The sequence below is a fragment of the Caryophanon latum genome, from assembly GCF_001700325.1.
Lineage (GTDB): Bacteria > Bacillota > Bacilli > Bacillales_A > Planococcaceae > Caryophanon > Caryophanon latum.
Genome location: NZ_MATO01000043.1, coordinates 23,290 through 29,485 on the forward strand (window position 1 = coordinate 23,290; position 6,196 = coordinate 29,485).

Below are 6,196 nucleotides of genomic sequence, written 5' to 3' on the forward strand. Positions count from 1 at the left end.
TTATACTCGCTTTTTAGCAATAGCTTAACTAATTAGCTCATACGTTCGAATTGCTCATTTCGCTTTCGGTGCGCTTTCAATGACGCCATTACATGTGTGAATTTTCGCCTTCCCACGAATTTTCATTGCCGACGTATGTTCTGTAAATTGCGCAATCATAACTTCGCCTGCATCTAGCTTCTCAGAATGATGGAATTTTGTATCCGTTCCGCGTGTTAAACCGATGACATGTACGCCATCTTCCTCCGCCTCAATTACAATATAATCTTGTTGTGCCATAAGTAGCTAAACTCCCCTCATTCACTATAGTCTTTGTATATTCTATCACAATGTGTTAGGCATATTAAGACATTTGAATAAATGAAATGATTTCTTGACGCTTCACATCATCCGTTTCGTACACACCGCGTGCAACAGATGTAATTGTTTTTGCTCCCGGTTTTTTTAAGCCACGCATCGTCATGCACATATGCTCTGCTTCAACGACAACATACACACCTTTTGGCTGTAACATTTCCATAATTGTATCTGCGACTGTTGATGTAATACGCTCTTGTAATTGCGGGCGACGAGCAACCGTTTCAACGCAGCGACCGAGCTTGCTTAAGCCCGCTACTTTGCCGTCTTGTGGAATGTACGCAACGTGTGCCTTGCCGTAAAACGGTACTAAGTGATGCTCACACATCGAGTGAAATCCAATATCTTTTACGAGCACGAATTCCTCGTGATCCTCATGAAATACCGTGCTGAAATATTCGCGTGGATCCATTTGTAAGCCACTAAACATTTCTGCATACATTTTTGATACGCGCTTTGGTGTATCTAGTAAGCCTTCTCGGTTTACATCTTCACCAACCGCTTCTAAAATCATCTTTACTGCTTGCTCTATTTTGTTTAAATCAACATTCGTCATTTAGCTTCAATTCCTCCTAAAATCAACCTCAACTTGCATCGTAGCACATTCTATACGCAAGCGCAAAACGACTTTTCACTTCACTACTATGAAAAGAGCATAAAAAAAGAACAGCCCCAAAACATAAACTGTTTTGAGGCCGTTCTATGTAGTTGCAAAGCTGTATTATTTTACAGCATCTTTAAGCGCTTTACCTGGTTTGAAAGCAGGTACTTTGCTAGCAGCAATTTCGATTTCGTCACCAGTTTGTGGGTTACGACCTTTACGAGCCGCACGTTCACGCACTTCAAAGTTACCAAAACCGATTAATTGTACTTTGTCACCCTTTGCAAGAGCGTCTTGAATTGTATCAAATACAGCATCAACTGCTTTAGAAGCGTCTTTTTTAGAAAGACCTGCAGCTTCAGCAACAGAGTTCACTAATTCTGTTTTATTCACACGATTCACCTCCTCTCAAGGGCTACGGTCACTTCATGATGATAAAAGAGTAACATAACGAAAATGTTGTTGCAACCGAATTCAGCTGCGCACGATCGCCGTCATTATTCTCTTGTTCAATCATTTACTTTGCCATTACCAACGTTTCTTTACTCTAAATATACTATACACTATTTTGACTAAAGTAAACGCAAAAAACCCTTATTTTTCAACGTTTTTGTCGATTTTGGTCGTTTTTAACCATTTTTTGCCATAAATCGCTGTAAATTCACAAAAAATCGCCTGTAACCATTGCTGTAACAACATTTTTCATTGCCCATCATACATAAAAATGACATTTTCATTTTCATCAACTGTGTACGGTACAGAATACGCTGGCAGCACGTTCATTTGCTGTGCGACGAGCTGCTGTAAATCATCCCCTGGTGCGGCTTCGATTATGCCCTCATCAATAAAACGTTGAAAATCAATGCGATAGTCAACGATCGGCTCACCAGTTGTCGTCACAACGATTGGCAAATGCGTCGTTGAATATGGGCTCGGCACCGTTAGCTCATCTAACCCCATCTTTTCGTAATCGAGCGTGTAAATGTATGGCGCTACCTTCTCATCGAACGCAGGATACTTTTGAACGAGCACACGCAAATTAATTTCTCGAATGCGCTCGGCTGCATGCAAGTCGACTAGCTTAACGGTCGGATCTTTTTCTACGTTGTACAGCACATATTGATAAATGCCACCACGCTCATATGCATTGTCCGGTATGCTCGCTACATGCTTTGGTACAATCTTTTGAAAATCGAGTAAATATTTTATGTACACGTTCGTATCATGCTCGGTCGTCTTAATTGGCAGCACGCTCGTTTCTGCCTTAAACGTATCGACCGCCTGCTGTACGGCGATTAAATCTGCCTCGCTCACTTGCTGCTGCACGCGCACTTCCTCTGGTGAAGCCGCTAAGCCACCGCATCCTGCTAGCAACATCACACTCATCGCCATCGCATATAATCGTTTGTTCATTTACGATCCCTCCTTATGCTGGCCAAGTCGCTACGACGAGCACCATTAAAAATGACCCGATAAAAAACAAGCTGTATGCGACAAATTTTGTAACGCCTTGCATAAGCCGGTTTTGAATTTTATGGCGCACTAAATAAATTAAACCAATTGATGTGAGTAAAAAAAAGATACAGTAAAACGATACCCACATTACGTCTAGTGCAGGTAAATGTGAAAGTGGTCCCATTCGCTTACACCCTTTCGCCATATTTTTTACTTTATTATACCACATACCTTCGTTTACACGTAAAAATGCTCACTTAAAACATTTTCACTTCACTATAACTATGTATGTTGATTAGTCATTCCACTGGCATTTCGCGTATGACGGCTCGCTTTGTCTGTTCAATTACTCGAGACAAAAAAATAGGTGCCCTTGCGATTACTCGTCGCACATCAATTGCTAGGGCGCGGCGACGAACACGATGTTTGTTTTGAAGGTAATGGCTCGTATAGTGGCGTTGATCACCTTCCTCAAGCTTTCTCGTCGATTGCGGAGTTTTGAGGCTCGTGTAGTTACTCGTCACAAAAGAAACTTTCGCTTTTCCCGCTGGAATCCGCCTCTCGTTTTAAACAACTTTTATGCATCAACTCTAGCTTACGGTGATGAACGAACAAAAAAACCATTAATGGCACATGCGTCCATCAATGGTTTTCATTTTACATCATTTCATCAATTTCGCGCTTTTTCATACGCGCCATTAATGCATCTACTGCTTGCTTCGGTGGTGTTGCTTCAAATAGCACACTATATAACGCGCTTGAGATTGGCATGGCGACGTCGTACTTTGCTGCGAGCTGATGCGCCGCCTTTGCAGTACGAACACCTTCAACGACCATGCCCATTTGCTCTAAAATTTCATCGAGCTTGTAACCTTTGCCAAGCAAATTACCTGCACGCCAGTTACGTGAATGCACGCTCGTACATGTGACGATTAAATCCCCCATGCCTGTTAACCCGGCAAACGTGAGCGGATTCGCCCCCATTTTTACACCGAGGCGTGAAATTTCAGCTAAGCCGCGCGTTATGAGTGCTGCTTTTGCATTGTCGCCGTAGCCTAAGCCATCAACCGCTCCTGCTGCAAGTGCGATGACATTTTTTAAGGCGCCGCCAATTTCAGCTCCGATGACGTCCTCTAACGTATAAACACGGAAATAGCTGCTCATAAACGCATCTTGCACGCGCTCTGCTGCTCGCATATTTTCACATGCGACTGTTACCGTCGTCGGATGCTGTAGCACAACTTCCTCTGCGTGACTCGGTCCTGATAACACGACGATATCACTGCGAAGCATAGACGGAATTTCCTCTGCTAATAGCTCGGAAATACGCTTTAATGAATCTGGTTCAATCCCCTTTGAAACGTGAACGAATAGCTTTTCCTCACGCATGAAAGGTACAAACTGCTGACAAACGCTGCGTATTGCCTTCGTCGGTACAGCGACAACAATCATATCGCTTTCGTCGACTGCTTGTTGTAGTGATGCTGTCGCGACTAAGTTCATCGGTAGCGTCGTGTTTGGTAAATACTTCGCGTTCGTATGCTGCGTATTTATTTCATCCACTTGGTCTTGTCGATGCGACCAAATGCGAATACGATGTCCATTTTCTGCTAAAACAATGGCAAGCGCTGTCCCCCATGAACCTGCGCCTAAAACGGAAATGTTCTCCACATCAATAACCCCCTATGCGCGTGCACGAGTAATTAAACGAATTGGTGTCCCTTCAAAGTCAAACGTTTCACGAATACGATTTTCTAAGAAGCGTTCGTATGAGAAGTGCATTAATTCTGGTTCGTTCACGAATACAACGAATGTTGGTGGTTGAATCGCTACTTGTGTTGCGTAGTAAATACGTAGACGGCGACCTTTGTCTGTCGGCGCTGGGTTACGTGCTACTGAATCTTCAATGACTTCATTTAAAATAGAAGATTGTACACGCATTGCATGGTTTTCACTTACGCGCTGAATAATCGGTAAAATTTGGTGTACGCGTTTTTTCGTTTTCGCTGATACGAAAATGATTGGTGCGTAATCTAAAAATAAGAAGTGCTCACGAATTTGCTCCGTATAGAAGTTCATCGTCTTCTCGTCTTTTTCTACCGCATCCCATTTGTTCACAACGATAATGACCGCTTTACCCGCTTCGTGCGCATAACCAGCGATTTTTTTGTCTTGTTCTTGAATGCCTTCATCCGCATTTAAAACGACTAAAACAACGTCTGAGCGTTCAATGGCACGCAATGCACGCAGCACAGAATATTTCTCTGTCGTTTCGTACACTTTCCCTTTTTTACGCATACCCGCTGTATCGATAATTACGTATTCTTGACCGTCATATTCGTATGGGCTATCGATCGCATCACGCGTCGTACCTGCTACTTCCGATACGATTACACGCTCCTGCCCTAAAAATGCATTTACAAGCGATGATTTCCCTACATTCGGTCGACCGATTAATGAGAATTTAATCACATCGTCGCCGTACGGATTTTCATCTTCTTGTGGGAAATGTTTTGCGCATTCATCAAGTAAATCCCCTAAGCCTAAACCGTGTGAGCCCGAGATTGGGAACGGTTCGCCAAAGCCTAATGCATAGAAGTCATAAATCATGTTGCGCATATCTGGGTTATCGACTTTATTGACGGCAAGTACGACCGGCTTTTTCGTGCGGTATAGCATTTTTGCCACTTGCTCATCCGCCATCGTTACCCCTTCACGACCATTTGTCATGAAAATAATTACGTCTGCCTCGTCAATGGCGATTTCTGCTTGCTGACGAATTTGCTCCATAAATGGCGCGTCGCTAATTTCGATCCCGCCTGTGTCAATAATATTAAAATCATGCGTTAACCATTCAGCCGAACTATAAATACGGTCACGCGTTACGCCAGGAATATCCTCGACGATCGATACACGTTCACCAACAATACGGTTAAAAATTGTTGATTTCCCTACGTTCGGACGGCCAACGATTGCAATAACTGGTTTTGTCATTTCGTTTTCATCCTTCCAACTTTCAATCATGCTGTATAATAAGCCACTTTGTATTATACATCAAAGAGTTGATTATATCACACGAAATCATCGTTCGTACAGAAAGCTGGCGATGAATCCTCTTTATTTAACATCTCACCTATTGATTGTTTCATCGTATAGCGTTAAATCATTGTACGCTCTTTAACTAATTTGCCCAAACAGTAAAACTGTAATCACACTATAATGAACTGATAGTAAAAGGTTTACCTTCTATGCACTTCTGGGAATACTCCACTATACACGTTAAAGGAGGAATTGCACGCATGAACCGAATTGAAACTGTACAAAATGTTGAGGAATATAAAGCATTGCTAAGCCGCCTGCGCGATGAAGGGTATCACGATGAGGACATTACGGTGTTGACGAAGGAAACGGACGCGTACGATTTATTAAGCGCCGACGTAGACGTTGAGCAATCACATACAATCGGCGCGCATTTTAAGGCAATTTTTAGCGGTGCTGAGCCGTCCGCTGAATCATTGCGCGAAATCGGTATTCCAGAAGCGGAGTTTGACGACTATTTAAACGTGCTTCACTACGGCGGCGCCATTGTATATACAGGCGAAAAAGCAGACTTAGAAGAGCAGCATCGAGCATCCCACCCGCAAGAGCGCGACGGACTGCTCGGCACAGAAATTCAGAAAAATGAATCCGAACAAGCAAATACACGCATAGAAGACGCCGCTCAATTTCGTCGCCGCGATTAATCGAGTAGGAGGGAGTGATTAACTCCCGACCTCTCACACC

8 protein-coding genes are annotated in these 6,196 nt (G+C 43.2%); 1 reads left to right on the forward strand and 7 read right to left on the reverse strand.

All coding sequences use genetic code 11. The features are described from left to right. Positions 1-54: 54 nt before the first annotated feature. The 7 genes from mtrB to der all read right to left on the reverse strand — a co-directional run bounded on the left by mtrB (position 55) and on the right by der (position 5,407). A complete protein-coding gene (mtrB, locus tag A6K76_RS11310; RefSeq protein WP_066465147.1) occupies positions 55-279 on the reverse strand; it encodes a trp RNA-binding attenuation protein MtrB in 225 nt (74 codons plus the stop codon). 64 nt (positions 280-343) lie between these two features. After that, positions 344-913, reverse strand: a complete 570-nt coding sequence (folE, locus tag A6K76_RS11315) for a GTP cyclohydrolase I FolE (protein WP_066465149.1) — start codon at positions 911-913, stop codon at positions 344-346. Between the two features lie 165 nt (positions 914-1,078). After that, the gene (locus A6K76_RS11320; RefSeq protein WP_066465151.1) at positions 1,079-1,351 is read right to left on the reverse strand and encodes an HU family DNA-binding protein; all 273 of its coding nucleotides are present in this window, start codon (positions 1,349-1,351) and stop codon (positions 1,079-1,081) included. 309 nt (positions 1,352-1,660) lie between these two features. After that, a complete protein-coding gene (locus A6K76_RS11325) occupies positions 1,661-2,371 on the reverse strand; it encodes a hypothetical protein (RefSeq protein ID WP_066465153.1) in 711 nt (236 codons plus the stop codon). Between the two features lie 13 nt (positions 2,372-2,384). Further along, complete coding sequence (locus tag A6K76_RS11330) at positions 2,385-2,597, reverse strand: DUF2768 domain-containing protein (RefSeq protein ID WP_066465155.1); 213 nt, start codon at positions 2,595-2,597, stop codon at positions 2,385-2,387. Between the two features lie 473 nt (positions 2,598-3,070). Next, positions 3,071-4,084: an NAD(P)H-dependent glycerol-3-phosphate dehydrogenase gene (locus A6K76_RS11335; RefSeq protein WP_066465156.1), complete on the reverse strand. Its 1,014-nt coding sequence runs from the start codon at positions 4,082-4,084 to the stop codon at positions 3,071-3,073. A 12-nt stretch (positions 4,085-4,096) separates the two neighbouring features. Further along, entirely contained in the window at positions 4,097-5,407 is a 1,311-nt protein-coding gene (gene der, locus A6K76_RS11340) for a ribosome biogenesis GTPase Der (protein ID WP_066465162.1), read from the reverse strand. 305 nt (positions 5,408-5,712) lie between these two features. Here der and A6K76_RS11345 point away from each other — a divergent pair, with 305 nt between their 5' ends. Then, complete coding sequence (locus tag A6K76_RS11345) at positions 5,713-6,156, forward strand: general stress protein (RefSeq protein WP_066465157.1); 444 nt, start codon at positions 5,713-5,715, stop codon at positions 6,154-6,156. Positions 6,157-6,196 lie beyond the last annotated feature (40 nt).